This is a genomic window from Sphingomonas sp. Leaf407, assembly GCF_001425385.1.
Taxonomy (GTDB): domain Bacteria; phylum Pseudomonadota; class Alphaproteobacteria; order Sphingomonadales; family Sphingomonadaceae; genus Sphingomonas.
This window is the reverse complement of the sequence record NZ_LMQO01000003.1, coordinates 1-25512: the sequence shown is the minus strand read 5'-3', so window position 1 is coordinate 25512 and position 25512 is coordinate 1. Positions and strand designations below refer to the sequence as shown.

The window sequence follows — 25512 nt, the reverse complement described above, 5'->3', positions numbered from 1 at the left end:
GCACTGTGCGCCCGGCGGCGGCGGGCGACAAGATCGTCAGTCGTCGGGCGGTATCTCGTCGGGCCAGAAATCGGGTGCGGGATCGGTGGTGGGGGCGGTCGCCGGGGGCAGCGTCGGCGTGGCGCCATTGAACGCGACGCGGATCGCGGCCCCCGGCCGGGTCGCCTGCTGGAAGATCGCCCGCACCTCGCGCCCGCCGCGCAACATGCCGGCGATCCATGGCGCACGCTCGGCGGTGAGGTAGCCGATCTGCACGCCGCGCGCGCTCATCACCATCACCGCGTCGGGATCGACCGGGTTGCGCGGTTCGAGCACCAGCAGCACCGGTTCGCCGGGCCGGCACAGCAATATCTCGAACCGGCGATTGCCCTTGCCCGTGCGGTTCGGATGGTCCGCGCCGACGACGTACAGACTCAGTTCACGCAAACTATCTGCTCCCGTCGCTGCGGCATGGAACGCAAATGGGCGCGCGGCGTCTGTTGGGCAACAAGGGCGACGCAGACGATTGCCCGAACAGGGACCGTCGATCCATGCCGCAACACAGTGCCGGAATTCTGCTCTATCGCCGCAAGCCGCAGCCGGCGGTGCTGCTGGTGCATCCCGGCGGTCCGTTCTGGGCGCGGCGGCAGGCCGGCGCGTGGCAGATCCCCAAGGGCCATGTCGAACCCGACGAGGCGGTCGAGGATGCGGCACGGCGCGAGGTGGCCGAGGAACTGGGGGTGACGGTCGCCGGGCCGCTCGCGCCGCTGGGCGTGGTCAAACAGTCGGGCGGCAAGTCGGTGTCGGCGTTCGCCGCCGAACAGGATGTCGACACGCAGCGGATCACCAGCATGACGTTCGAGATCGAATGGCCACCGCGCAGCGGCCGGCGCCGCGCCTTTCCCGAAGTCGACGCCGCGCGCTGGATGCCGGTCGCCGAGGCGCGGACGATGATGCTCAAGAGCCAGTTGCCGTTGCTCGACCGGATCGTGCCGTTGCTGGGGGGCTGACCTACAGGACGTCATTCCGGCGAAGGCCGGAATCCATGGATACGGGCGTCATCGATGGAAGCGCGCCGGCTTGTATCCATGGATCCCGGCCTGCGCCGGGATGACGGGAGGGTCAGAGCTGGCGGACGCTGACGTCCTGCGCTTCCGCCCGCGTCAGCGTGTTGCGCAGCGGCAGGATGAACGGGGCCGCCGCGATTTCGAACACGTCGCCTTCCTGCGTCGCGATCCCGTCCGAGAACGACAGCGTCGCCGTGCCAAAGAAATGGACATGGATGTCGCCCGGCCGGCGGAACAGCGCATATTTGAAGTGATGGTGTTCGAGGTTCGACAGGCTGTGCGACATGTTCGCCTCGCCCGACAGGAACGGCTTTTCCCAGATCGTCTCGCCATTCCGCACGATGCGGCTGGTGCCCTCGACGTGTTCGGGCGGGGTGCCGACCAGCAGTTCGGGGCCGAGCGACGCCTGACGCAGCTTGCTGTGCGCGAGCCACAGATAGTTGTGGCGTTCGGTCACATGGTCCGAAAATTCGTTGGCAAGGGTCAGGCCGATGCGGTGCGGCGTGCCGTCGGGACCGATCAGGTAGATGCCGGCGAGTTCGGGCTCCTCGCCGCCGTCCTGTGCGAAGGCAGGCATGGTGAAGTCGCCGCCCGGCGCCACCATCTGGCTGCCGTCGCCCTTGTAGAACCATTCGGGCTGCTGGCCAGTCTGACCCTCGGCCGGCTTGCCGCCCTCGACCCCTTCGAGGAACATCCGCATCGAATCGGTCTGGGTCGCCGCTTCGGCCGCCGCGCGGTGCATCTTGTCGCGCCCCTCGGCGGAGCCGAGGTGGGTGAGGCCGGTGCCGGTCATCACGACATGCGCCGGGTCCGCGTGATCGATCGGCGATCCGATCTGGCCGGCTTCGAACAAGGCGGTCAGGTCGACCGCTTCGCCCTGCCCCAGCGCGGCGATGGTGTCGGCGATCGACTGGCCCGCCTCGATCGCGCGCAAGGCGAGGTCGCGGACGCTGGCAACGCCGGGAACGATATGCGCGCCGCTGTCGGTCGCGGCGATGACGGCGCGCGCGGGGGCCACGCGCTGCAACAGGCGGAGGGTCATCGGAAGGTTCCTTACTTGAAGACGTCGGTATCGGCGGGAACATCGGCGATCGGGTTCGTCACCTTCGATCCCCACAATGCGTAGGACAGGATGTAGAGTTCGCACGCGGCGGTCAGCAGGAACGACCATTGCAGGCCGTATTTATCGGCCAGCCAGCCCTGCACCACCACCAGCGCGCCGCCGGCGATCGCCATGATGAGCAGCCCCGAGCCTTCCTCGGTCAGCGGCCCCAGCCCCTTGATGCCGAGCGTAAAAATCGTCGGGAACATGATCGAATGGAACAGCCCGACGAGGATCAGCGACCACATCGCGGCCGGACCGTTCAGGAAGGTGGCACCCAGCATCACGACGAACGCGCCGATCGAGAACAGCGCCAGCACCTTGGCCGCGTCGACCTTCTGCATCACGAAGCTGCCGACGAAACGACCGATCATCATCCCGCCCCACAACAGCGTCAGATAGCGCCCGGCGAGTTCGTTGGTGACGTTGGCGATGTCGGGCTGGCTGACGAAGTTCACGAACAGGTTGGCTACGCCGATCTCGGCGATCAGGTAGATGAAGATCGCGGGCACGCCGAACACGAGGTTGCGGTGGTTCCACAGCGAATGCTTCCGGCGCTCTTCCTTGGCGACGCGGCTGGTGGACGATCCCATCGCGGGGAGCGGGAAGCGCGCGATGATGACCGCCAGCACGACCAGCACGATCGTGACCAGCACATAGGGCAGGATCACCGACTGCGCGTCGGCCATCCGTTCGGCCTGCGTCAGCACCGTGCCCGCCTCCGCCGTGCCGCCCTTCGACCGGCCGAGGATCAGATACGCACCGAACAGCGGGGCGAGCATGGTGCCGGCCGAGTTCATCGCCTGCACCAGATTGAGCCGCGACGAGGCGGTGGCCGATGGGCCGATCACCGCGACATAGGGGTTGGCCGCGACCTGCAGCAGCGTGATGCCGCTGGCGATCACGAACAGCATCACCAGCGTGACACCGTACGACGGCAGGCTGGCGGCCAGCACCATGCCCGCCGCACCCGCCGCCATCACCAGCAATCCGATGACCAGCGATTTCTGATAGCCGATCCGCTCGATCAGCTTGGCCGACGGGATCGACGCGAAGAAATAGGCGATGAACCACACGCTTTCGATCAGCGTGGTCTGGGTATAGTTCAGGTCGAACACGCTGCGCAGATGCGGCAGCAGCGTGTTGTTGATGACCGTGATGAAGCCCCACATGAAGAACAGGCTGGCGAGCAGCGTCAGCGCCGAGGTGTAGTTGCCCCCCGGCGGCGCGGCGGTCACACCGCGCGCGGAAGTGATCGGTGCCGGCATCTTGTCGCAAACTCCCCTTATTTATATGACAATGGCCGGCGTCGGTAGGCGACACCCGCTTGCCCTAAACGTTTTTGTCTGACTATATGGCGGAAGGCACCGCGTCAACGGTCGCGGCGGAGGGGAGATGGAAGCAATGAAACGGTGGGCTCTGGCCACGGTGGCGGTCGCGGCGACGATCAGTTCGGCGCAGGCCGCCGATGCGAAACGCGAAGCCGCCGGGCGGTTGAAGGACGGCACCGCCATCGAGGCGATCGTGCTGACCAACGCAAAGGGCGTGTCGGCGCGCATCCTGTCCTATGGCGCGACGCTGCAATCGCTGGTCGCCCCCGACCGCGCCGGCAAGCGCGCCGACGTGGTGCTCGGCTATGACGATGTCGCGACCTATGAATCGCGCCCCAATTATTTCGGGGTGAGCGTCGGGCGCTATGCCAACCGGATCGCCGGCGGCAAGTTCAGCCTCGACGGGCGCAGCTATCAACTGACGCAGAACGACAAGACCAACTCGCTCCACGGCGGAACCCAGGGGTTCGACAAGCGCGTGTGGCAGGTGGCCGACGTGAAGTCCGGGGCGACCGCGTCGGTGAAGCTGACGCTGGTCAGCGCCGATGGCGATCAGGGCTATCCGGGGCAGTTGACCACCGCCGTCACCTATTCGCTGAACGATGCCGGCGACCTGACCATCGCGTTCGACGCGGCGACGACCAAGCCGACGATCGTCAACATGACGAACCACGCGATCTTCAACCTGAGCGGTGAAGGCGCGCCCGGCGGCACCGAACAGCACCGGCTGACCGTCCCGGCGGGCAGCTACACCCCCGTCGACGCGCGGCTGATCCCGACCGGCCAGATCCGCCCGGTCCACGGCACGGTGTTCGATTTCACCAAACCCCGGCTGATCGCCGACGGCATCCGCGACGGACGCGACGAACAGATCCGGCTGGGTCAGGGCTACGACCATAATTTCGTGCTCGACAAGGGGCCGACGCCCACGCCCGAGCTGGCTGCGCGGCTGGAGGACGGCCTCAGCGGCCGGGTGCTCGAAGTATTGTCGACCGAACCGGGCATCCAGTTCTATACCGGCAACTTCCTTGACGGCACTTATGTCGGCAAGCAGGGGCATCTGTATCGCATGGGTGACGGCATCGCACTGGAACCGCAGAAATTCCCCGATTCGCCCAACCAGCCGACCTTCGCCTCGGCCCGGGTCGATCCGGGCAAGCCGTACCGCCACGTCATGATCTATCGCCTTTCCACGACCCGCTGATCCGAAAGCTCCGCTCGATGACCGACATGCCCCCCCTGCGCAGCCGCGCCTGGTTCGACAACCCCGACAATATCGACATGACCGCGCTGTATATCGAGCGCTATCTGAACTTCGGGCTGAGCCAGGAGGAATTGCAGTCGGGCAAGCCGATCATCGGCATCGCCCAGACCGGCAGCGACCTTTCGCCCTGCAACCGCCATCACCTCGTGCTGGCCGAACGGCTGCGCGAGGGCATCCGCGAGGCGGGCGGGATCGTGCTCGAATTCCCGGTCCATCCGATTCAGGAAACCGGCAAGCGGCCGACCGCCGGCCTCGACCGTAACCTTGCGTACCTCGGCCTCGTCGAGGTGCTGTACGGCTATCCGCTCGACGGCGTGGTGCTGACGATCGGTTGCGACAAGACGACGCCGGCGTGCTTGATGGCCGCCGCCACGGTCAACATCCCGGCGATCGCGTTGTCGGTCGGTCCCATGCTCAACGGCTGGCACAAGGGCGAGCGCACCGGCTCGGGCACGATCGTGTGGAAGGCGCGCCAGATGCTGGCGGCGGGCGAGATCGACAACAAGGAGTTCATCCGCCTCGTCTCGTCCTCGGCGCCCTCGACCGGCTATTGCAACACAATGGGCACGGCGACGACGATGAACTCGCTGGCCGAGGCGCTCGGCATGCAGCTCCCCGGATCGGCGGCGATCCCCGCGCCGTATCGCGACCGGCAGGAGATCGCGTACCACACCGGCAAACGCATCGTCGACATGGTGCGCGAGGATTTGAAGCCGTCGGACATTCTGACGCGCGACGCATTCCACAACGCGATCAAGGTCAATTCGGCGATCGGCGGATCGACCAACGCGCCGATCCATCTGGCGGCGCTCGCCCGGCACACCGGCATCGACCTGCCGATCGAGGATTGGCAGGAGCAGGGGCACAAGATTCCGCTGCTGGTGAACCTGCAACCCGCCGGCGAATATCTCGGCGAGGATTATTACCGCGCGGGCGGCGTGCCGGCGGTCATCAACCAGTTGATGGGTCAGGGCCTGATCGCGGAAGATGCGATGACGGTGAACGGCAAGACGATCGGCGAGAATTGCCGTTCGGCCACCATCGAGGATGAAAAGGTCATCCGCCCGTTCGACCAGCCGCTCAAGGAAGAGGCCGGGTTCATCGTCCTCAAGGGCAATCTGTTCGACGCGGCGGTGATGAAGACCAGCGTGATCGGCCCCGAATTCCGCCAGCGCTATCTCTCCAACCCGAACGACCCCGAAGCGTTCGAGGGGCCGGCGGTCGTGTTCGATGGGCCGGAGGATTATCACCACCGGATCGACGATCCCGCGCTCGGCATCACCCCCGAAACCTTGATGTTCATGCGCGGTGCCGGGCCGATCGGCTATCCCGGCGCGGCCGAGGTCGTGAACATGCGGCCGCCGGCGTATCTCATCACCGAGGGCGTCAGCGCGCTGCCGTGCATCGGCGACGGGCGTCAGTCGGGGACGTCGGGCAGCCCATCGATCCTGAACGCATCCCCCGAAGCGGCGGCGGGCGGTGGCCTCGCGCTGCTGCGCACCGGCGACCGAGTGCGGATCGATCTGGGCAAGGGCAGCGCCGACGTGCTGCTGTCGGACGAGGAACTGGCGGTTCGCCGTCAGGAGCTGGAAGCCGCTGGCGGGTATCGCTATCCGGCATCGCAGACGCCATGGCAGGAAATCCAGCGTTCGGTGGTCGGCCAGATGTCGACCGGTGCGATTCTGGAAGGGGCCGAAGCGTATCAGCGCATCGCCCAGACGCAGGGCCTGCCGCGCGACAATCACTAGACTCTGATCCACCTGAACGGAAACGTCGCCCCAGCGAAGGCTGGGGCCTCAAGCGGTTCTTGTCGCGCGCCACGGCCAGGAGATCCCAGCCTTCGCTGGGATGACGGTTGTTGCAAGGTCGATGGATCATTTCCGGCAAAACAGACGGCGCGGTTCGACACGAACCGCGCCGTTTTTCGTGTGGCGGACCCCGACACCCCTCGGCATCGTTACGTTCCCAAACCGATGGGAGCGTTCCATGGCCGATACCACCGCCGCCGAACTGGCCGATACGATCGACGATGCGATGCTGGCCAAGACCCGGCCGCCGCTCGGCGCGATGGCGCTGCTCGGGATTGCGGCGGGCGCGCAGATCGGTTTCGGCAGTATCGGCTATCTGGTGGCGCAGGCTGGCGGCACGCCCGGTGGCGCGGTGCAGTTGCTGTCGGGCGTCGCCTTTTCGGTCGGGCTGATGCTGGTGATGGTGACGGGGACACAGTTGTTCACCGGCAATACCATGTTCGTCCTGCCCGCCGCGCAGGACCGGCTTTCCATCGGCGAGACGCTGCGCGACTGGAGCGTGGTGTGGATCGCCAATCTGGTCGGCAGCATCGCGGTCGCCGCCTTGTTCGTGGCGGCGGGCGGGCCGCAAGCGATCGACGGCGCGGTCGGCGCGGCGGCGCTCAAGACCGCGACCACCAAGCTCGGCAAGGACTGGGTCGAGCTGATCGCCTCGGGCATGCTCGCCAACATGCTGGTGTGTCTTGGCGTATGGATGGCGACGGGTGCCAAGTCGATCGGCGGCAAGATCGCGGCCGTGATCGGGCCGGTCGCGCTGTTCGTCGCGGCGGGGTTCGAACATTCGGTGGCGAACATGTCGCTGCTGCCGATCGCCTGGGGCATCGATCCGCAGGCGGTGCCGATCGGCGCGGCGGCGTTCAACGTCGCGCTGGCGACGCTCGGCAACATCCTCGGCGGATCGGTGGTCGCGATCGTACTGGCGGCGGGGCATCGCAAGCTGCGTCAGGGTACGCCGACATGAAAGAGGCCGCCGGGGTCTCTCGACACCCGACGACCTCAAGCATGGTCAGCGGCCGGAAGTTCCAGCCCGGGAGACCATGCGAACCGCCTGTGGCCGAACCGTGCGTTGGCTGGGAGAGGATACTCCCCGCACGATCCGTTGTGCCTAGCGGCGCGTCTCCCGAACGAACTGAACCGAACCCACTGCTGAACCATGAGACATCGGATCACCTCCTTTCGCTAGTTAAAGCCGTTACGCCCCGACTGGTAGCGCGCGCCGAATGTGTGCCATTGCCGCGATGGTTACAAGCCTTGAATTACGCGCATGCTGCACCGATCATCGCCCGCCGCCGGGACGGCAGCGCGCCACGACATCGCCGATCGACCGGTCGCCGGGCAGCCGCCCGATCGGGCCGTCGCCACCGCCGACTCCGATCGTTCGTGCCTTGGCCAGCGCGTCGAGGAAGGTCTGTCCGGTCGTCACCGCCGCCTCCAGCGTGCCGTCGATCCGCTTGGCCGGGAAGGTCGCGGCGGCATCGGGGGTGAACAGGCGGATCGCGCTGCCCTCCCCCGCCGCCACGAAGACGATTCGCCGCGCCTGGGAATCGCAGCGGACCGCGAAGCGAAGCGCCTCGCCGCTGTCGTAGCGCGCGGCGCTGCCACTGGCCGATGCCTGAAACCGCCATGTTCCGGCAAGCGGTGCCGCACCGTCGAGTTCGGGCGTAGGCAATTCGCCGGGAGCCAGCGTTCGCGCGCTGGCGATGACGGTCGGCGTCGCGACAGGGGTCGGCGTCGGCGATGGCGCGGGCGTCGGCTCGCCCGAACAGGCGGCGAGCAGCAGCGCCAGCGCAGACGCCGTGCCGGTCTTCACCGGCGGCAGTCCTCGGTCACGCGCAGGATCTCGGCCCATGCCGGCAGCACCAGCCGGCCGACGCCCGCCCCTTCGATCACGAACCGGCCCCGGCTGAACCCGATCGCATCGAGCAGCCGGTCGCCGGCGGGCAGCGTCAGCGCCACGCCGCCCGCGACCGGCCGCACGGCCATGCTGCGCTGGGTGCTCGACGTGCGGATCGTGATCGTGCCGGGGGCGGGACGGCTGCTCGCCAGCATCAGCGTCACCTGACCGGCGCCCGCGTCGCAGCGCAGCGTCGCAAGGGTAGCACCGCCGCGCGCGCCATAGGTCGCGACCGATCCGTTGCCCAGACCACGATACTGCCAGTCGCCCGGCGTCACCGCATCATCGCGCCAGTCGCCGGCGACAGGCGGCGGCGCGACGACCGCCACTGGTCGTACCGGCGGAACGGGATCGGGCATCGCCGCCGGCGGCGCGGCGGGCGGCACGCAGGCGGCGAGCAGGACGAGCGGAGCGAAGGGCAACAGGATACGCATGGCGACCCTTATGGGCGAAGCGTCCCGCCCCCTCAACCGCTTAGGGCCGATCGACATTCAGCCGGCCGTGACGCCAGCAAAGACCATTTCCGTCACCCCGGACTCGTTCCGGGGTCCACGGTGCAGCGATCGATGCCGTTCGAAGCACTTGCGACAGCGTTCGCGGCCAGGTGGACCCCGGAACACGTCCGGGGTGACGAAGGAAGGTGGTGTTTTCGACGACGGACTGCACCGGAAGAGCCGAATGCCGATCCGGCTTGGGACCGTTCGGCGGCTCCGACGCCACCGGTCGTTCGCCATCTTTTGCCGGGAAGCGTGGCATGATATTAGTCGGACAAAATAACATACTTGGGTGAAGGATAGTGGATTGGCCGACTCCTGCTGCACCGGCGCGTCACGTCGCGCGTTCCTGAAGCATGCGGGGAGCGGCGCGCTGGCCGCCGGTCCGCTTCTGACCACCGCCGGACAGGCCGTCGCAGCGCCACCTCCCGCAACGATGCAGGGTCCGGTGGCGAAGCTACGGCCATTCGACCTCGCCGACGTGACGCTGGCCGACAGCCCGTTCCTCCACGCGCAGCACAAGACCGAAGCCTATCTCCGGTCGCTCGTGCCCGACCGGATGCTCCACAATTTCCGCAGGAACGCGGGCCTCGCCCCCAGGGCACCGGTCTATGGCGGCTGGGAATCCGAACCGGCGTGGGCCGAAATCAACTGCCATGGCCATACGCTGGGCCATTATCTGTCGGGCTGCGCGCTGGCGTGGCGCTCGACCGGCGACACCGACTATCGCCACCGGATCGACCATATCGCGCGCGAGCTGGCGGCGTGCCAGCAGGCGGCGAACTCCGGCCTCGTCTGCGCCTTTCCGGGCGGCGCGGCACTGATCGCCGCCCATCTGCGCGGCGATCCGATCACCGGCGTGCCGTGGTACACGCTGCACAAACTCTATGCCGGCCTGCGTGACGCCGCGCTGCTGGCCGACAGCGCAGGCGCCCGCGCGGTGCTGTTGCGCTTCGCCGACTGGGCGGTCGTCGCCACCCGGCCGATGGGCGATGCGCAGGTCGAAACGATGCTGGAAACCGAACACGGCGGCATGAGCGAGATCTTCGCCGACCTCTATGTCATGACCGGCAACGCCGACTATCGCACTACCGCCGAACGCTTCGCGCAAAAGGCGATCCTCGCGCCGCTGGCGAAGGAACGCGATCATCTCGACGGGCTGCACGCCAACACGCAGATCCCCAAGATCATCGGCTATCACCGCCTGTGGGAAGTGACCGGCAAGGCCGAGTATGCCAGCGCCGCGACCTTCTTCTGGCGCACCGTCGCGCAGACCCGGTCGTTCGTGACCGGCGGGCATGGCGACAACGAACATTTCTTCGCCGCCGCCGACATCGCCGACCATGTCTTTTCGGCCAAGGCATCGGAAACCTGTTGCCAGCACAACATGCTGCGCCTCACCCGCGCGCTGTTCCTGCACGATCCGCAGGTCGCCTATGCCGATTATTACGAACGCACGCTCTACAACGGCATCCTCGCCTCGCAGGACCCCGACAGCGGCATGGCGACCTATTTCCAGGGCGCGCGGCCGGGCTACATGAAGCTCTATCACACGCCGGAGGACTCGTTCTGGTGCTGCACCGGCACCGGCATGGAAAACCATGTCAAATATCGCGACTCGATCTATTTCCAGGGTGACGACGCACTCTATGTGAACCTGTTCATCCCCTCGACGGTGCGCTGGCAGGCGAAGGACGCGGTGGTGACGCAGGTCACGCAGTTTCCCGATACCGCCGACACGCGACTGCGCTGGTCCTCGCCCCGCCCGGTCGATGCCACGCTGAAACTGCGCCATCCGCAATGGAGCGCCACCGCCACCGTGCTGGTCAACGGTGTCGAGGCGGTCCGCTCGACCATGCCCGGCCGCTATATCGACGTGCGGCGGACGTGGCGCAAAGGCGACGAGGTCGAACTGCGCCTGGTCATGCGCTCCGCCGTCCATGTCGCGCCGACCGCGCCCGACATCGTCGCCTTCACTCATGGCCCGCTGGTGCTGGCCGGAGCGCTCGGGCGGCAGGGTCTTGCGCCCGGCGCGGACATCATCGTCAACGAACGCAGATATGGCGAGTATAACGACACGCCGGTCGCGGTCCCGGTCCTTGCCGGCGATCCAGACGCACTGGTCGCGGCGATCCGCCCCGGCCCGGGGGCGCTGGAATTCACGATCCCCGCCGCCGACGGTGCGCCGGTGCGGCTGATCCCCTACCACCGCATCGCGCACGAACGCTATGCGACCTACTGGAAACTGGGCGGGAGCGGCGAAGCCGCGTGATGTAGGGGAGAGTGGTGCCCCACAGGAGACAAAACTGGGCACTCAGATCATTGGAGAATTTGCGTCCCGAGGGACGGCCGAAGATGAAGGCCTCGTGGATCGCCGGGCCGGGCGAATGTAGGGGCTGCGGCTAGGATATGCTGACGCGACGGCGGTTTTCGCAGGACGATTCCCGCCGATCGCCGGACGAAATTGCCACCAATGGGCATAGCGAGCAGAATGCGGCCATGAAGATCAGCCGCACCGACCTCGCCGATTTCAGCTATTTCCTCGCGATCGCCAACCATCGCAGCTTTCGGCGTGCCGGGCTTGATCTTGGTGTCAGCGCGTCGGCGCTAAGCCATTCGCTCAAGGGCCTCGAAACCCGGCTGGGCGTCAGGCTGCTGAACCGGACCAACCGAAGCGTCACGCTGACGGCCGCGGGAGAGGAGCTTCTGGGCAAGATCGTCGAGCCGTTCGAGGCAATCGGATCCGCCGCGGAGGCCCTCAACCGCTACCGTGACGAGCCCTCCGGTCGCATCCGCCTGAACATCCTCGAACATGCCGCCACGCTGCTGCTGGGTCCGGTCCTGCCGATCTTCGTGGAGCGGTATCCCGAGATCCAGATCGACGTGGCCGTCACCAACCATCTGGTCGATGTCATCTCGGAAGGGGCTGATGCCGGCATTCGTTATGGCGGCACCGTCCCCGAGGACATGATCGCTCAAAGACTGTCGCCTGATATCCATTGGGTCGTCGTCGGCTCGCCAGCCTATCTGGCGAGGCACGGTGTCCCCACGCATCCGCTTCACCTGAAGGACCATCGCTGCCTACGGATCCGCCTGGGCGACGGCAGCATCTATCATTGGGAGTTCGACAAGGAAGGCGAGACGTTCGAGCTGGATGTTCCGGGGCCGATCACTTTCGATGAAACCCAGTTCGGGCTGAGCCTCGTCCGGCGCGGCGTCGGGTTAGCGTATCTTCCCGAACCCACGGTCGCATCACTCGTGAACAGCGGCGAGTTGCACGCCGTCCTTGAGGACTGGGTGTCGACCGGTCAGGGTTTTCATATCTATTATTCGGGCCGGCGACAGGTGCCGACGGGGCTTCGCCTGCTCATCGAGCTCATCAGGGAAATCCATCCGCTCGGGTCATGACCGGTCGCAATGATGAGCCTTGCTCATCGTGGCATGGATCAGACACCCGCTAACCCTGTGCCGCTCCCGCCCCCATAATCGTGTCTCGAAGGCCCGACAGGACCAGAGGGACACAGGCATGACCAGTATGGCAAACACCGACGCCCGGCATCTCCCGCCGGCGGCATCAACGGCGCGCTGGGGTGCGGTCCTGGCGCTCACCTTATGCGTGTCGACGCTGATCGCGTCCGAGTTCATGCCGGTAAGCATCCTGACGCCGATCGCGGCCGACCTGCGCGTCACCGAAGGGGCGGCCGGACAGGCGATTTCAGTGTCCGGGATCTTCGCGGTCGTGACCAGCCTGACGATCGCGTCACTGGCAGCGGGTATCGACCGGCGCCATCTGCTGCTCGGTCTGACCCTGTTGATGCTGGTCTCCGGACTGACGGTGGCATTCGCGCCGACCTACCTCGTACTGGTCGCGGGTCGCGCGCTGCTGGGCATCGCCATCGGCGGGTTCTGGTCGATGTCGACGGCGACGGTCATGCGCCTAGTGCCGACCGAACAAGTTCCCAAGGGACTGGCCTTGCTGAACGGCGGCAATGCGCTGGCTACGACGATCGCCGCCCCACTCGGCAGCTTCCTGGGCCAGTATATCGGCTGGCGCAGCGCATTCTTCATCGTCGTTCCGCTCGCCGTCGCGACGTTCGCGTGGCAATGGGCGACGCTGCCGTCGATGGCGCCCAATCGCGCATCCGGTGCGACCGGTTCGCTCGGTGTGCTGCGTCGGCCCGAAGCGCGGATCGGCATGGGGGCGGTCGGCCTGCTGTTCATGGGGCAGTTCGCGCTGTTCACTTATCTTCGTCCGTTCCTCGAGCAGGTCACGGGCGTCAGCGTCTCGCTCCTCTCGGCCATGCTGCTCGGCATGGGCGCGGCAGGCCTTGCGGGCACCTGGCTGATCGGCCGCTTCGTCGCCTGGAACCTGTCGGTTACGTTGGTCGCGGCTCCGGTCATCATGGCGGGGATCGCATTCGCCCTGATCGCGCTTGGTTCTATCCCCGTCGCCGTCGCTCTGCTGCTGGGCGCGTGGGGCTTCGTCGGCACCGCGCTGCCGGTGGCCTGGTGGACATGGCTGAGCCGCACGCTGCCCGAGGATGCGGAAGCGGCGGGCGGGCTGATGGTGGCCGTGGTGCAGCTCGCGATCACGCTGGGGGCCGCCGGGGGTGGCTTGCTGTTCGATGCTTTCGGACCAAGCGCCACCTTCCTTGCCGCGGCGCTGGTTCTGCTTGGCTCGGCTTTGCTCGGCCACGCCGGAAGCAGGACCACCGACCGGTCATCCACGGCAACGTTCTGATGCACACCGACCGAGCACCCTTCCACAGCAACAATTTTCGCAAGGGCGATGACGCAATGAAGACCATCGATTCGACGACCATCCGCGGCGTAATGCTGGCAATCATGACCATGACCATTTCGCACTCTGCTCAGGCCCAGGACAGGAGATCCACCATGGAAGTCACGCGCAAGGCCGATCAAAAAACGACCGACGGCTCGCCGGAGTATTTCACCGGCAAGGTGACCATCAGCGGGCAGTTCCAGCGTCCCTCGCCCTCCCGGGTCGGCGGCGCGACGGTCCATTTCGAGCCCGGCGCTCGTACCGCGTGGCATACCCATCCACTCGGTCAGACGCTGATCGTGACGGAAGGGGTCGGGTGGACGCAGGTCGAAGGCGGTCCGACGATCGAGTTTCAGGCGGGCGACGTGCTGTGGTGTCCGCCCGATCGCAAGCACTGGCACGGCGCCACCCCCACGCAGGCGATGACCCATATCGCGATCCAGGAATCGCTGAACGGCTCGCCGGTCAAGTGGATGGAGCAGGTGACCGACGCGCAATATCGCGCCGGTCCCGGCACGGACAGCGGCAAGCCGTGAACTCCGCAGGAGCGATGGGTGCCGAGGTCGATCCGGCATCCATCAGCCGAGTGAAGATGCCCGCAAACGCATTTGTGGAAGGCGGCGAAAGTGAAAACCGGGATCAAGATGGCAATGCTAATCATGACGGGCAGTCTGGCATCCGGGTGCGCCGCCGAGGACCACCCCGGTGATGCAGCCAGCACAAGTAATGGAGACGTTGCGGTGGCGAACGGCGACAGCGATACTTCGCCGGCGACGCGTGCGGTCGTTGGCGGAGGCATCGTGATATCCTCCGAACGAGGCCGGATCACTGCCGACCTCGTCGATAGCCCCGCCACTCGGGCGCTGCTGGCGAGGCTCCCGCTCACCGTCGAGATGCGCGACCATCTCCGACAGGAGAAGACCGGACCGTTGCCCGCCCTTTTGCCCGGGGGGCCGCGGCAGACCGACTTCTCGGCTGGAACGATCGGGCTCTGGGGCACGAATGATTTCGTCATCTATTACCGGAATGGCCGCGTTCCATCGCCCGGGATCGTCGTCCTCGGCCGGGTCAACGGCGACGTAAGCATGTTCGATACGCCCGGGCCGGTCACGTTGCAGATAAAGGAGCGCAGTTGAGCGTCAGGTCGACCGTCTTCGTCGTCGCATACGACGGTGAGCAGCACTCATCACCTCGTTGAATATTGCGCACGCACTACAGCGGCGGTTGACGCGTTAAGATGGTCCCACGGCAATGACGCGGATCGAAATTCTATCGCAGGTGCCCGTTGGGGCGAAAGGAGCGCAAAATCCATGCCCCACACATCAGAAATTGAGCTTTCACGACGCGGTCTGCTAGCTGGCAGCGCGGCGACTGCCGTGGTCGTCGCTTCACCGGGAAGCGCGCTCGCCGCATCACCGCCCCAGCCGCAGGCCTCTCCGACCTTGCCCGTGCGATTCGTGGTCAACGGTGAAAAGCGGGAAATGGATCTTGATCCGCGCACGACCCTGCTCGACGCGCTGCGCGAGCATCTGCAGCTGACGGGCACCAAGAAGGGCTGCGATCATGGCCAGTGCGGTGCCTGCACCGTGATGGTCGATGGCGTGCGCATCAATTCCTGCCTGAGCCTGGCGGTCATGCACGACGGCAACGAGATCACTACGATCGAGGGCCTGGGCAAACCGGACAAGCTGCATCCGATGCAGGCGGCCTTCATCAAGCACGACGGCTACCAGTGCGGCTATTGCACCCCCGGCCAGATCTGCTCCGCCGTTGCGATGCTCGACGAGATCAAGCGCGGCGTGCCTAGTCACGTACAGCGTGACCTGAATGCGAAGCCGACCGCGACGAACATCGAGATGCGCGAGCGGATGAGCGGTAACATCTGTCGCTGCGGAGCCTATTCCAACATCGCCGATGCGATGGCCGAAGTCGCGGGAGCAGACGCATGAGGGCCTTCACCTACGAACGCGCCAAGGATGCCGGGGCGGCGGCCCTCGCAGTTGCAGGCAATCCGACCGCCAAGTTCATCGCGGGCGGGACAAACCTGCTCGACCTGATGAAGATCGAGGTGGAGACGCCAACGCATCTGGTCGACGTGCAGGATCTCGGCTTCGACAAGATCGAGGCGACCGCTGACGGCGGTCTCCGCATCGGCGCACTGGTGACCAATACCAATCTCGCCGCCGACGAGCGCATCCGCCGCGACTACGGCGTTCTGACCCGCGCGATCGTCGCGGGCGCCTCGGGCCAGTTGCGCAACAAGGCGTCGACCGCGGGCAATTTGCTCCAGCGGACACGCTGCCCCTATTTCTACGACACCAACATGGCGTGCAACAAGCGTAAGCCGGGTTCGGGATGCGCCGCGATCGGCGGCTATTCGCGCCAGTTGGGCGTGATCGGCGTCAGCGACAGCTGCATCGCGACGTTCCCGGGCGACATGGCAGTGGCGATGCGCGTGCTCGACGCGGTGATCGAGACGGTCGACGCGACCGGCCAGCGCCGCTCGATCCCGATCGCCGACTTCCATCGGCTGTGGGGCAACACGCCCCAGCAGGATACCGTGCTGAAGCAGGGCGAGCTGATCACCGCAGTGACCCTGCCCCGACCGATTGGCGGCAAGCATTTCTACGAGAAGGTACGCGACCGCGCGTCCTACGCCTATGCGCTGGTATCGGTCGCGGCGGTGATTCAGGCCGACGGCACCGGGCGTGTCGCGTTCGGCGGCGTGGCGCCGAAGCCGTGGCGTGTCGAGGCGGCGGATGCGTTGCTGCCACGCGGTGCCGCCGCCGTGACCGCGCGCGCGTTCCAGGGCGCGACGCCGACCAAGGACAATGCGTTCAAGCTGCCGCTTGCCACCCGCGCGCTTGCCTCGGTCCTCGCCGAAGCGAAGGCATAGGCTCATGAAGTTCGAAACACCCGCCGCCGCCAACCCGATCGACCGGATGAGGGTCGTCGGACGTGCGCAGACCCGGATCGACGGTCCGCTCAAGACCACCGGTCTGGCACCCTACGCCTATGAACGTCACGGCGAGATCGAGAACGCCGCGTACGGTTATGTCGTCGGTGCCGCCGTCGCCAAGGGACGCATCAACGCGATTGACACGGCCACCGCCAAGGCTGCGCCCGGCGTGATTGCGATCGTGACGGCGGCCGACGTGGGCAAGCTTGGCAAGGGCAAGTACAACACCGTCAAGTTGCTGGCCGGACCCGATGTCGATCATTATCATCAGGCGGTCGCGGTCGTGGTCGCCGAGACGTTCGAACAGGCGCGCGCAGCGGCCGGCCTCGTCCGCGTCGATTATGCCCGCGGGAAGGGCCGATTCGACCTCGACGCCGCGTTGAAGACGGCCCCGCTGACCGATGCGGAGAAGCCCGGCAAGGGCGAAGACCGGGTCGGCACGTTCGAGACGACCTTCGCATCAGCGCCGGTCAAGCTCGATGCCGAATACACCACGCCGGATCACAGCCATGCGATGATGGAGCCGTTCGCATCGATCGCCGCGTGGAACGGCGACGCGCTGACGGTGTGGACGTCGAACCAGATGATCGACTGGGGCCGCACCGATCTCGCCACCACGTTGAACATGTCGAAGGACAAGGTGACGTTTCTGTCGCCCTATGTCGGTGGCGGTTTTGGCGGGAAACTGTTCCTGCGCAGCGATGCGGTGCTGGCGGCGCTTGGCGCGAAGGCTGCCGGTCGCCCGGTGAAGGTTGCGATGAGCCGGCCGTTCATGGCCAACAACACGACGCATCGCCCCGCCACGCGCCAGCGCATCCGCATCGGTGCGACCCGGGACGGGACGATCACCGCGATCGCGCATGAAAGCGGTTCGGGGGATCAGCCGAACGGCGGTCCCGAAGCCGCGGTGCTGCAGACGCAGCTGCTCTATGCGGGTGCCAATCGGCTGACGTCGATGCGGCTTGCCGTGCTCGACCTGCCCGAGGGCAATGCGATGCGCGCGCCGGGTGAGGCCCCGGGCCTGATGGCGCTGGAAGTTGCGATGGACGAGATGGCCGAGAAGCTCCGCATGGATCCGATCGCCTTTCGCGTAAAGAACGACACGCAGGTAGACCCCAAGGACCCCAAGCGGCGTTTCTCGCAGCGCCAGCTCGTCCGCTGTCTGACCGAAGGCGCGCAGCAGTTCGGCTGGTCGCGTCGCAATGCGAAGCCGGCACAGGTCCGCGACGGTAAGTGGCTGATCGGCATGGGTGTCGCCTCCGCCTTCCGCAATCACATGAACATGCCATCGGGCGCGCGCGTCCGGTTGGGCCGGGACGGCGTCGTCACGGTCGAGACCGACATGACCGACATCGGCACCGGCAGCTACACGATTATCGCGCAGACCGCCGCGGAGATGATGGGCGTGCCGCTCGACTCGGTCGTCGTGAAACTCGGCAGTTCCGCCTTTCCGGTTTCCGCCGGATCGGGCGGCCAGTTCGGTGCGGCCAATGCGACCGCGGGCGTCTATGCCGCCTGCGTCAAGCTGCGCGAGGCCGTCGCCCAGCGGTTCGGCTATAATTCGGCCGATGCGGTGTTCGAGGGCGGCAAGGTAACCAGCGGCAACCGGTCCGCAGACCTGAGTCGCGCCGCCGCCGCAGGGGAACTGGTGGCCGAGGACAAGATCGAGTTCGGCACGCTCGACAAGACATGGCAGTTGTCTACGTTCGGCGCGCATTTCGTCGAGGTCGGCGTGGACATGTACACCGGCGCGACCCGGCTGCGCCGGATGCTGGCGGTGTGCGCCGCAGGGCGGATCATCAATCCGCAGACGGCGCGCAGCCAGGTGATCGGCGCGATGACGATGGGCGTCGGGTCGGCGCTAATGGAGGAACTGGCGGTCGACAGGCGCTTCGGCTTCTTCGTCAACCACGATCTCGCCAGCTACGAGGTGCCGGTCCATGCCGACATCCCGCACCAGGAGGTGATCTTCCTCGATGAGGCCGACGACAAGGCCAATCCGATGAAGGCCAAGGGTATCGGCGAACTCGGCCTGTGCGGCGTCGGCGCGGCGGTCGCCAATGCCATGTACAACGCGACCGGCGTGCGCCTGCGCGATTATCCGCTGACCCTCGACAAGCATCTCGACCGGTTGCCGGCGGTGGCGTGAGCCACCTTCGGAACGGGCCAAATGGGAGAATGCAAGATGACACCCGAAAAGACCGCCCTCTTGCTGATCGAGTATCAGAACGACTTCGTGAGCGAAGGCGGCGCCCAGCATGATGCGGTGAAGGCGGTGATGGCCGACACCGACATGCTGGCGCACAGCCGCGCGGTCGCAACCGCCGCCCGCGATCGCGGCGTCACCGTGATGCACGCGCCGATCGGTTTTGCCGATGGCTATCCCGAGATCCCCGCCGACGCTTACGGCATCCTCGCCGGGATCGTGCAGGCGCAGGCGTTCCGCAAGGGCAGCTGGGGTGCGGAGATCGCCGCCGCGATGGCCCCCGTCGACGGCGACATCGTGATCGAGGGCAAACGCGGCCTTGACTGCTTCGCCAGCACCAACATCGACTTCATCCTGCGCCAGCGCGGCATCACCGATCTGGCGATCGCCGGTTTCCTGACCAACTGCTGCGTCGAATCGACGATGCGCTCCGCCTATGAGCGCGGGTTCCGCGTCGTGACGCTGACCGATTGCACCGCCACGCTGAGCGCGGAGGAACAGGCGGCGTCGGTGACGAAAACCTTCCCGATGTTCTCCCGCCCGCTGACGCACGACGCCTTCCTGGCCGAACTGGAGACGACGCCATGAAGTTCGACACCCCCGCCGACACGACGCCGATCGACCGGCTGGACGTGGTCGGCCGAGCCCATCCGCGCGTGGAAGGGCCGCTCAAGACAACCGGCACCGCGCGCTACGCCGCCGAGCATCACGATGCCGCGCCCGATGCGGCCTATGGCTATATCTTGGGCGCGGCGATCGCGAAGGGTCGGATCACCGCGATCGACACCGCCGCCGCCCGCGCCGCACCCGGCGTCCGTGCGGTCGTCACGCACGAGAATGCCGGCCCCGTCGGCGTCGGCAAGTTCTACGTGCAGCGCGTCCTGGCGGGGCCGATGGTCGATCATTATCACCAGGCGGTGGCCGTCGTCGTCGCCGACACGTTCGAACAGGCACGCGCCGCCGCCGCATTGGTCCGCGTCGATTACGCGCGGGCCAAGGGCCAGTTCGATCTCGTCGCGCAGAAGCCATCGGCCCCGATCGCGGCGCAGGAGCCGTTCGGCGGCGCGTCCGAGGTTTCGGTCGGTGCCTTCGCCGCCGCGTTCGCGGATGCTCCGGTCAGGGTGGACGAAACCTACGCCGTTCCCGATCAGGCCCATGCGATGATGGAGCCGCACGCCACCATCGCGCGCTGGGACGGCGACCGGCTGACCTGCTGGACCGCGATCCAGTCGATGGACTGGGGATGCCGCGACCTTGGCCTCATCATCGGGACGCCGAGGGACAAGATCCGCCTCCACTCCGCCTTCATCGGTGGCGGCTTCGGCGGCAAAGGCACGACGCAGAGCGATCTCGCGCTCGCCGCGATCGCGGCGCGGGTGACGGGCCGTCCCGTAAAGGTGGTGCTGCAACGCACGATCATGTTCAACAACACCATTCATCGCCCCAGGACGATTCAGCGAGTCCGGCTGGGCGCGGCGAAGGACGGGCGGCTGCTCGCCATCGGCCACGACTGCTGGTCCGGCAATCTGCCCGGCGGCCGGACCGAGCCGTGCACGCTTCCCACCCGGCTGATGTACGCGGGCGAGAACCGCCTGCTGCGCCGTTATCTCGCGACGCTCGACCTGGCGGAGGGCAATGCGATGCGCGCGCCGGGCGAGGCGCCGGGGATGATGGCGCTGGAAGTGGCGATGGACGAGCTGGCAGAAAAGCTGGGCATGGACCCCGTCGCGCTGCGCATCGCCAACGACACCCAGGTCGACCCCGAAAAGCCCGAGCGCCGCTTCTCGACCAGGCCGTTCATCCAGTGCCTGACCGAAGGCGCGGAAAAGTTTGGTTGGGGCGCGCGGCAGGTGAAGCCGGGCAGTCGGCGCGACGGCAAGTGGCTGATCGGCATGGGCATGGCGAGTGCAATCCGCGGTGCGCCGATTATGAAGGCGGGCGCACGCGTGCGGCTCGGCAAGGACGGCCACGTCACGGTCGAAACCGACATGACCGACATCGGCCAGGGCAGCTACACGATCGTGGCTCAGACCGCCGCCGAGATGATGGGCGTACCGCTCGACCGCGTCACCGCGAGGCTGGGCGATTCCACGTTCCCGGTCACCCCCGGTTCGGGCGGTCAGGCGGGCGCGGCATCGGCGACCGCGGGGGTCTATGCCGCCTGCGCGAAACTGCGCGCGCTGGTCGCGCAGCGGCTGGGCTTCAACACCGCGGACGTGACGTTCGCGGACGGGCAGGTCGTCTCGGCGGGCCGGTCAGTGCCGCTGGCCGACGCCGCGAGGGACGGCGACATCGTCGCCGAGGACGCGATGGAATATGGCGATCTCGCCAGTCGCTATGCACAGCAGACCGTCGGCGCGCATTTTGCCGAGGTCGCGGTGGACGCCTATACCGGCATCGTCCGTGTCCGGCGGATGCTGGCGGTCTGCGCCGCCGGACGTATCCTGAACCCCATGACCGCGCGTAGCCAGGTGGTCGGCGGCATGACGATGGGAATCGGTGCCGCGCTGATGGAGGAGATGGCGGTCGACACCCGCTTCGGCTTCTTCGTCAATCACGACCTCGCCGGCTACGAAGTGCCCGTCCACGCCGACGTCCCGCACCTGGACGCGCATTTCATCGAAGAGGTCGATGCAACGATGTCGCCGATCAAGGCGAAGGGCGTTGGCGAACTCGGATTGTCGGGCGTGGCGCCCGCGATTGCCAACGCCGTCTACAACGCGACCGGCGTGCGGGTTCGTGACTATCCGGTAACGCTGGAGAAGCACCTCGATGGGCTCCCAGAGATAGCTTAGCGCCTATCGCATTCTGTCGCGATTATCGGCTGAAAGAGATAATAGGATCGTCAGTATCGCTCGGCGCCTTTTTGCGCGACGATCAGCCTCTCGGATCGCCTCGATTTACGCGAGATTCTTAAACAGACGCTACAGGCGCGACACATCGATCCGGCGAAACCGGCGCAACGTTAGGCAGCAAGGGGACCGTCGCGCTCCCCGGTACGCCGATGAAGGCGTTCGCATGGATCGTCATTGTCTGCACTGCAGCGGCAACACCATGCCTGCTTTCGCGAAGTGAACCACAGACCCGGTAGCGCGTAGCGGCGATTTCAAAGGCCCAGACGGTGAAAGCGCCTTTGCCGATCTCACACAGCGGCGGCGTGCTCGCTGCGGCAACCGTGCGCGCAGTTCTCAGACAGTCCTCTATGGGGTCTCACGAAACCGAGCATTTGCGCGGTTTTAGTTAGTGGTGCCCTTTAGACGACAAAGATGGGCACTCAAATTATTGGATAATTTCGCTGCCCCGCGGGTGAGAGGGACGGTTTACCGAGGTCAACACGTATCGTCTTCCAGGCGGTGGCGATTGACCCATGTGTGGACGGCCCTCCGTTGGCAAGTACGACATTCGCCTAGCATTGCTGGTTGGTGCGGCCATGTGTCCGACCTGTTGGTGCGACATGTAGCCGCTGGCCGTAATGCCATTCGCGCGTCTCGGGTCCCGATCACATCCGCGCACTCGAGGTGCTTGGGTCATTGTGGGTTTTCCCGATCCGGCGGTTCAACCGGCTTGTTGCATTAGCTCCTGTTCGCCCTTTCCAACCTCGTGCGGCGCGGTTGCCCGCTCCGTATCCTAATTACGCGACCTGCGGCTCCCGATACCGTTCGCCGCTGGCCATCATCGCCCAGATCATGCGGGCGTTCTTGTTGGCGAGCGCGACCGCCGCGACCTTCGTCTTCCGCCGGGCAAGTAGCTGGACAAGCCACGGCCGTTTGGCTCCGTTCCGCTCGGCAAAGCGCACTACCGCCATGGCGCCGACGATCAGCATCTGGCGCAGATACTGGTGCCCGGCCTTGGTTATGCCGCCGAGCCGCTCTTTGCCACCGCTCGAGTTCTGCCGCGGTACCAGCCCGATCCAGGCAGCCAGGTTACGGCCCGAACGGAAGATTGCCGGGTCAGGCACGGTGGCGACGATGGCGCTGGCGAGCAGTGGGCCCACGCCGGGTATCTCCATCAGCCGACGGCCAAGCTCGGTCTCGCGCGCGCTGGCCAAGATGCGGCGGTCGTTCTCAAGGATCTGTTCTTTTACGATGCGCAACTGAGCCGCCAGCATCTCCAGACAGAACCGTGCATCGGCCGGCACTCGATTGTCGGTCGGGTCGGCAATTACGTCGAGGAGCTGCTCGATACCGTTCCTCCCGATCGGCGCTGCAATCCCGAACTCGGCCAAGTGCGCTCGCATCGCATTCGACAGCTGCGTCCGCTGGCGGTTGAGGATCAGGCGGACACGATGCAGCATCATCGCGCTCTGCTGCTCGGGCGACTTGATGCCGACGAAGCGCATCGTCGGCCGTGTCACCGCCTCGCAGATCGCCTCGGCATCGGCTGCATCGTTCTTACCGCGCTTGACGTACGGCTTCACGTACTGCGCCGGCATAAGCTTCACGTCATGACCGAGCGCGACAAGCTCGCGCGCGCAGTAGTGCGAGGTTGCGCACGCCTCGATGCCGACCAGACATGGCGGCAGCTTGGCGAAGAACTTTAGCATGCGCCCGCGGCTCAACCGCTGCCGGACCACCGCCGCACCTTCAGCGTTAACGCCGTGCACCTGAAACACGTTCTTCGCGATATCGAGACCTACAGTCGTGACGTTCCCCACAGTGACTCTCCTTCCGGCTCTCCGCAGATCATTCTGCGAGAGGGTTGGAGAGCCGTCCACGTCATCATATCCGGTCGTTCGCGGCATCTTTTCAGCTCCCCGCTTTCGGCCATCCGTTCATGTTGGTCGCGGAGGAGGAGCTGAGCCTTCGACCTGCTCGCCGACCCGAGAGCTTCTAGAAAAGGGTGGCATTTCGAAAATGCTACCGCGGTTCTCATGTCCGTCACCTCGATGGGTGATACGATCCAGATTGCGGCCACGCTCATACACCGCTAGCTGTTGCATATGAGTAATACAGTCAGTGTGCTGAAGCAGGCAGTTTACGGCGGTTTGGGCGTGCTGGTGGCTTCCGCCTCAGTGGCGAACGCCAGAACGAACTTCACGCTCCCGGATATGACTACAACCCTCCGCGAACAGCGCGTGGAGAGCGCGTCGATCGCCCTGATCCGCGACGGACGGATTGTGTCTGCTGGAGCGTGGGGCATGGCGGGGCCGAACCGCGCGGCGACTGCCTCCACGCCCTACAATCTCGCCTCGCTGACGAAGCCGCTCACGGCGGAGGTCATCCTGCGACTGGTTCGTGGAGCCGGGAGAAGACGTCGACTGGCAGGCCCTGGGATCGTCTCGATCGGGGCTTGGGGCATGGCGGGGCCGAACCGCGCGGCGACTGCCTCCACGCCCTACAATCTCGCCTCGCTGACGAAGCCGCTCACGGCGGAGGTCATCCTGCGACTGGTGTCGGCCGGCAAGCTGTCGCTCGACGAGCCGATGGATCGCTACTGGAGCGACCCCGACCTGTCGCGCGATCCCCGGCGGATGAAGCTGACGGTCCGCATGGCGCTGAGCCATCGCACCGGGTTGCCGAACTGGCGCGATGCGAAGGGGCTGGCGTTCGATCATGATCCCGGCACGACGATCGGCTATTCGGGCGAGGGATATCAATACGCGGCGCGCTACGCCGAGCACCGCACCGGGCAATCGTTCGAGACGCTTGCTGATCGCTGGCTGTTCGCCCCCGCCAATATGCGCGCCTCGGGCTATGTGTCGGCGCAAGGCGAGACGGTGCCGATCGCCGTGCCATACGACGACGCAGGCAAGCCGCTGCCCGTCGAGCAGGTGACGCGATACAATGCTGCCGATCTGGCGCATGCGACCGCGCGTGATTATGCGCGCTTCCTCATCGATGCCCGCAACGACCGGGGCTTGGTCACGTCTTTAGCGGCGGAGCGCAGCAAATCGCAGGCCGACCTGACGCCTGAAATATGTGCCGGAACGAAGGCGGCCAGCTGTCCGCCCTGGACCGGCTTTGGCCTCGGCTGGCAGCTCCTTGGCTTTCCCGATGGCACGACGATGCTCCACACCGGCAAGGATGCAGGGGCGTTCACCTTCGCCGCGATCGATCGCGCGAGCGGTGACGGCATCGTCATCCTGACCAACAGCGACAACGGGTGGCGGATCATCCTGCCCATCCTCGAACGCACCGGCAGCGATCCGAAGCTGATCGCTTTCTTACGCGGCCAGATGAACTGACGGGACCAAAGCCATGATGACCGCCATCGCCGTTGCCGCAGCGCTGCTGGCGACACCCGTGCCGCCCCCGGCCGATCCGTTGACGACGGAGATCGGCGCGCTCGATGCGAAGGTGTTCGACGCCTACAATCGCTGCGACCTGCCGACCTTCTCCGGCTATTTCGATCCGAAGGTCGCCTTCTACCACGACACTGGCGGCGCGACGTTCGAGCGTGATGCGATGGTGGACGGCGTCCGCAAATACATCTGCGGAAAGGTGAAGCGCGAGCTGATCCCGGCGACGTTCCGCGTCTATCCGATCAAGGATTACGGCGCGATCGAGGAAGGCGAACACCGCTTCTGTGAACTGGCGACAGGACGATGCGAAGGGATCGCCAAGTTCGTTATGGTCTGGGCGAAGCAGGATGGCACCTGGCGGATCACCAGCGTCCTCAGTTACGG

22 protein-coding genes are annotated in these 25512 nt (G+C 66.1%); 16 read left to right on the top strand and 6 right to left on the bottom strand.

Features of this window, described 5'->3' with window-relative positions:
* Positions 1-36 precede the first annotated feature (36 nt).
* Complete coding sequence (locus ASG37_RS09460) at positions 37-426, bottom strand: HIRAN domain-containing protein (protein WP_055758905.1); 390 nt, start codon at positions 424-426, stop codon at positions 37-39.
* Between the two features lie 104 nt (positions 427-530).
* Here ASG37_RS09460 and ASG37_RS09455 point away from each other — a divergent pair, with 104 nt between their 5' ends.
* Positions 531-989: an NUDIX domain-containing protein gene (locus ASG37_RS09455; RefSeq protein WP_055758901.1), complete on the top strand. Its 459-nt coding sequence runs from the start codon at positions 531-533 to the stop codon at positions 987-989.
* Between the two features lie 112 nt (positions 990-1101).
* Here the strand turns inward: ASG37_RS09455 and araD1 are convergent, their stop codons facing one another.
* Positions 1102-2088 (bottom strand): AraD1 family protein, encoded by a 987-nt coding sequence (gene araD1 / locus ASG37_RS09450; RefSeq protein ID WP_055758898.1) that lies wholly within the window; start codon positions 2086-2088, stop codon positions 1102-1104.
* Positions 2089-2099: 11 nt separating this feature from the next.
* Positions 2100-3416 carry a sugar MFS transporter gene (locus ASG37_RS09445; RefSeq protein WP_055758895.1) on the bottom strand — a complete coding sequence of 439 codons (1317 nt, stop codon included), beginning with the start codon at positions 3414-3416 and terminating at the stop codon, positions 2100-2102.
* A gap of 136 nt (positions 3417-3552) precedes the next feature.
* Between ASG37_RS09445 and ASG37_RS09440 the strand changes: the two genes are divergently transcribed.
* The 3 genes from ASG37_RS09440 (at position 3553) to ASG37_RS09430 (ending at position 7512) form a co-directional block, all read left to right on the top strand.
* Positions 3553-4683: an aldose epimerase family protein gene (locus ASG37_RS09440; protein ID WP_055758892.1), complete on the top strand. Its 1131-nt coding sequence runs from the start codon at positions 3553-3555 to the stop codon at positions 4681-4683.
* A 17-nt stretch (positions 4684-4700) separates the two neighbouring features.
* A complete protein-coding gene (locus tag ASG37_RS09435; protein ID WP_055758888.1) occupies positions 4701-6491 on the top strand; it encodes an IlvD/Edd family dehydratase in 1791 nt (596 codons plus the stop codon).
* A 238-nt stretch (positions 6492-6729) separates the two neighbouring features.
* Positions 6730-7512 carry a formate/nitrite transporter family protein gene (locus ASG37_RS09430; RefSeq protein WP_055758885.1) on the top strand — a complete coding sequence of 261 codons (783 nt, stop codon included), beginning with the start codon at positions 6730-6732 and terminating at the stop codon, positions 7510-7512.
* 315 nt (positions 7513-7827) lie between these two features.
* Here the strand turns inward: ASG37_RS09430 and ASG37_RS09425 are convergent, their stop codons facing one another.
* Together ASG37_RS09425 and ASG37_RS09420 are read right to left on the bottom strand one after the other, a co-directional pair.
* On the bottom strand, positions 7828-8361 hold the full coding sequence (locus tag ASG37_RS09425) for a hypothetical protein (protein WP_055758883.1): 534 nt from the start codon (positions 8359-8361) through the stop codon (positions 7828-7830).
* Positions 8358-8879: a hypothetical protein gene (locus tag ASG37_RS09420; protein ID WP_055758881.1), complete on the bottom strand. Its 522-nt coding sequence runs from the start codon at positions 8877-8879 to the stop codon at positions 8358-8360. The genes ASG37_RS09425 and ASG37_RS09420 overlap by 4 nt, the downstream gene beginning before the upstream one ends.
* A 367-nt stretch (positions 8880-9246) precedes the next feature.
* Here ASG37_RS09420 and ASG37_RS09415 point away from each other — a divergent pair, with 367 nt between their 5' ends.
* From ASG37_RS09415 to paoC (ASG37_RS09370), 10 genes are all read left to right on the top strand, one after another.
* Positions 9247-11211, top strand: a complete 1965-nt coding sequence (locus ASG37_RS09415; protein ID WP_055758879.1) for a glycoside hydrolase family 127 protein — start codon at positions 9247-9249, stop codon at positions 11209-11211.
* A gap of 227 nt (positions 11212-11438) precedes the next feature.
* Entirely contained in the window at positions 11439-12347 is a 909-nt protein-coding gene (locus tag ASG37_RS09410) for a LysR family transcriptional regulator (protein ID WP_055760409.1), read from the top strand.
* Between the two features lie 118 nt (positions 12348-12465).
* On the top strand, positions 12466-13680 hold the full coding sequence (locus ASG37_RS09405) for an MFS transporter (protein WP_055758876.1): 1215 nt from the start codon (positions 12466-12468) through the stop codon (positions 13678-13680).
* Positions 13681-13736: 56 nt separating this feature from the next.
* Positions 13737-14258, top strand: coding sequence for a cupin domain-containing protein (locus ASG37_RS09400; protein WP_321163615.1), 522 nt, complete (start codon positions 13737-13739; stop codon positions 14256-14258).
* A gap of 90 nt (positions 14259-14348) precedes the next feature.
* Positions 14349-14858, top strand: a complete 510-nt coding sequence (locus ASG37_RS09395) for a cyclophilin-like fold protein (RefSeq protein ID WP_200909733.1) — start codon at positions 14349-14351, stop codon at positions 14856-14858.
* A gap of 174 nt (positions 14859-15032) precedes the next feature.
* Complete coding sequence (gene paoA / locus ASG37_RS09390; protein WP_055758873.1) at positions 15033-15671, top strand: aldehyde dehydrogenase iron-sulfur subunit PaoA; 639 nt, start codon at positions 15033-15035, stop codon at positions 15669-15671.
* Positions 15668-16618 carry an FAD binding domain-containing protein gene (locus ASG37_RS09385; protein WP_055758870.1) on the top strand — a complete coding sequence of 317 codons (951 nt, stop codon included), beginning with the start codon at positions 15668-15670 and terminating at the stop codon, positions 16616-16618. Before paoA ends, ASG37_RS09385 begins: the two co-directional genes overlap by 4 nt.
* Positions 16619-16622: 4 nt before the next feature.
* Positions 16623-18830 (top strand): aldehyde oxidoreductase molybdenum-binding subunit PaoC, encoded by a 2208-nt coding sequence (gene paoC / locus ASG37_RS09380; protein ID WP_055758867.1) that lies wholly within the window; start codon positions 16623-16625, stop codon positions 18828-18830.
* Positions 18831-18866: 36 nt separating this feature from the next.
* Positions 18867-19475 (top strand): cysteine hydrolase family protein, encoded by a 609-nt coding sequence (locus ASG37_RS09375; protein WP_055758864.1) that lies wholly within the window; start codon positions 18867-18869, stop codon positions 19473-19475.
* Entirely contained in the window at positions 19472-21682 is a 2211-nt protein-coding gene (gene paoC, locus ASG37_RS09370; protein WP_055758862.1) for an aldehyde oxidoreductase molybdenum-binding subunit PaoC, read from the top strand. Before ASG37_RS09375 ends, paoC (ASG37_RS09370) begins: the two co-directional genes overlap by 4 nt.
* 836 nt (positions 21683-22518) lie before the next feature.
* Here the strand turns inward: paoC (ASG37_RS09370) and ASG37_RS09365 are convergent.
* Positions 22519-23541, bottom strand: coding sequence for an IS110 family transposase (locus ASG37_RS09365; protein WP_055758857.1), 1023 nt, complete (start codon positions 23539-23541; stop codon positions 22519-22521).
* Positions 23542-23934: 393 nt separating this feature from the next.
* Here ASG37_RS09365 and ASG37_RS09360 point away from each other — a divergent pair, with 393 nt between their 5' ends.
* Positions 23935-25071: a serine hydrolase domain-containing protein gene (locus ASG37_RS09360; RefSeq protein ID WP_235532990.1), complete on the top strand. Its 1137-nt coding sequence runs from the start codon at positions 23935-23937 to the stop codon at positions 25069-25071.
* A 13-nt stretch (positions 25072-25084) separates the two neighbouring features.
* The coding region (locus ASG37_RS09355; RefSeq protein WP_055760396.1) for a nuclear transport factor 2 family protein at positions 25085-25512 on the top strand (428 nt) is incomplete at its 3' end.